The following is a 2843-nucleotide window of genomic DNA, read 5'->3' as shown; positions in this document are numbered from 1 at the left end:
TATCAGCACTGTTACTAACTCATCCGAGTTATGAAGGGGTAACTATCGATCTTGCCACCATCGCTAATTATTGTCAGAAGCATGAGATAACTTTAGCAGTAGATGAAGCTCACGGTAGTCATTTTCCCTTCCTCGACGAACAATGGCAATCAGCAATTAGTGTTGGTGCAGATATAGTTTCCCATAGTATGCACAAATATGCCGGAAGTTTAGTACAAACTGCTTTGTTACATTTACCTAAATCTTCGCGGTTTAGCACCGAACAAGTAATGGGGGTTTTGCCTTTATTTGAAACCACTACCCGCAGTAATTTGTTGATGCTGAGTCTTGAAGATGCTATTAACAGGGGGTATTCTGAATCAGGCAAAGCTTTATTTGACCAAGCGATTCAAGAGTGCAATCGCCTCCGCAGTCAATTGGATGATTACGGCAAGGTGTTAACTTATGACCCCCAAGTTAGCGATCCGCTGAAAATCTATTTAAAGAGCGATCGCCTTACGGGTTCGGAGTTAGAAGAACTTTTGTACGAACAGGGGATTGATGGAGAATTTGCTGGAGAGGAGGGATTATTATTAATTTTCTCTTTTCATCATGATCGACAAGATTTCCAATTTATGAGAGAAACTTTGGCTAAAGTTGTGCCCATTCTGATGGAAAAACCAATAAAACAGATTTTACCTGATTGTTATTATTGTCGTAATCCCGTAATGAAAATGTTACCCAAGGATGCTTTTTTTTGCAGGAAACAAAAGTTACCAATAGAGAAAGCATTGGGTAAAATCAGTAGTTGTTGGATTAAAAAAGTTCCCCCAGGAAGTCCTATTTTAATACCAGGAGAAGAAGTTACTAATTGGCATCTCAAAGTTTTAGAATCTAACACCATGATTGATATAACTTGTTAAATCATAGAAATAATATCAAATCCGCTTGAATACTTATAGAAAAATATCGGACATTGTAGGTTGGGTTAAGGTACGAAACCCAACATCCTCATTGTGTTGGGTTACGCTGTCGCTAACCCAACCTACGATATTAAAGTTGATTTTCCGGATTTGATATAAGATTTTTTGCCTTGCTATCAATTACCTAATCAAAAAATGTCTTCATTAATAAACAAAATTACATTATCCCAAGCTGATAAAGAATTCTTTTGGGAGAATGGATTCATCAAGCTAAACAGACTATTAACCAGGGAAGCTACAGATAAATTACGGGAGCTGACTTACAACTCTAAGCTAATAGGCAAAGCTCCTGAATATTATACTGGGGATTTTGCCAGAATTGGTTACGGAATAGAAAATGCTGTCACCCACCAAATCTATTCTGAGGAAAACTTTAAATACACTATCAAGCAATTAATCAAGAATGAATTAACTTTCACCGAAAGTGTGGGATTTGAATTAACACCCAACAAAAGAGGATATTATTTTCACCTGGATGTAGCGAGTTTCAGCTTTATTCAAGCAGAAGATTTAGCCTATTCTCTTTGGATACCCCTAGCTCCCATTAATACCAAAGAACAACATGGAGGGATGGCATATGTACCTCAAAAAGTTTATCCTGCCTCTGGTTATTTTTCCCTGATTTATGAATTAGTACAACACGAAAATATTGCCGAATTTTGTCAAACTGAAGATTTTAAATTTTTCAATTTTCCCCATGCTTCCAAAGTGGAAGAATTGATTCTAGAGAAAAATAAAGTGGAAGATGACTTTGAAGTAGGTGATGCTCTGTTACTAAACAAATTTGTTTGGCATAGGAGTGTTCCTCTGAAGGAAGGAAAGTTACCTTCGAGGATGGCATACACAATGCGTTTTGTAGATTCCCAAGCTCGCTATGGGAAAAAGTTTCTTGATGATTTTAATTACATGGTGAAAGCTATGGGGGACGATCCTTTAACTTCCTTTGGTTATAAATTAACCGATCTGAAAGAGGGTGATTTAATCTCTAAAAGTAAGTTTGTTGATAACTAATACCGTTTCACTAAATTGAGAATTGAGAATTGAGAATTAAGAATACCAGATTTGATAGGCTAAAAACTTTGATAAAATAACAGTTTAATGCAATTATTTGACATTTAAAGTTTTAAACTATTTGTGACATCCTTAAAGTGAATTGGTATAACTTATTCTAAATTTATAAATCCGGCGTTGCTAAATCAAGGTATGAAAATAAAAATTGAACAATCTCAAATATTTGTTATTCAATAGTTTAGGAATTACCAAAAAATACAAATCATACCCTAATTTACCAAAGCCTAAATCCTATATCCTGAATTCTGAAAAGCTTATGTCTTTGCTAGTCAACAAAATCACTATATCCCCAGAAGAAAAAAACTCTTTTGCTGAGAATGGGTTTATCAAACTCAAAAAACTGTTTACAGATGAAGCCATTGATAAATTAAGGTATCTAACAGCCGAATCCAATCAAGTAAAAAAAGTTCCCGAATCTTACGGTGGTGATTTTTCCAGAATGGGTTACGAGCTGGAAAATGCCGTAACAAAAAAAATCTATTCTGAGGAAAACTTTAAAAATACCCTCAAGCAATTAATCGCCAATGAATTAATCTTTACCCAAGATTTGGGATTTGAATTAAAACCAAGTAGAAAAGGATTTCCATTCCATCTAGATTTAGTGAGCTTCAACTTTATTAAACCAGAAGATTTAGCCTATTCTATTTGGATACCCCTAGTTCCCATTAACACCAAAGGGCAACATGGAGGCATGGCATATGTACCTCGAAAGGCTTATCCTACCTTTGGGTACTATGCTCTCCGGTACGAACTAATACAACACCAAGATTTTGCCGAATTTTGTCAAACCGAAGATTTTAATTATGTTGA

General features: G+C 35.4%; 3 protein-coding genes. All 3 read left to right on the top strand.

Annotated elements, in window-relative coordinates:
* Positions 1-902: decarboxylase (locus tag F6K13_RS26705; RefSeq protein ID WP_287288952.1), on the top strand; the 902-nt coding region annotated here is incomplete at its 5' end.
* A 195-nt stretch (positions 903-1097) separates the two neighbouring features.
* Positions 1098-1973, top strand: a complete 876-nt coding sequence (locus F6K13_RS26700; protein ID WP_287244479.1) for a hypothetical protein — start codon at positions 1098-1100, stop codon at positions 1971-1973.
* Positions 1974-2289: 316 nt separating this feature from the next.
* A partial coding sequence (locus tag F6K13_RS26695) for a hypothetical protein (RefSeq protein WP_287288951.1) occupies positions 2290-2843 on the top strand: 554 nt, incomplete at its 3' end.

It is taken from the genome of Okeania sp. SIO2B9 (assembly GCF_010672505.1).
In the GTDB taxonomy this organism is placed as follows: Bacteria; Cyanobacteriota; Cyanobacteriia; order Cyanobacteriales; family Microcoleaceae; genus Okeania; species Okeania hirsuta.
This window is presented reverse-complemented; position numbering and strand designations above follow the sequence as displayed.

What these genes read in the sequence shown, in the direction of transcription:
- F6K13_RS26700 (WP_287244479.1), top strand. Translation starts at nt 1,098, where the DNA reads ATGTCTTCATTAATAAACAAAATTACATTATCCCAAGCTGATAAAGAA.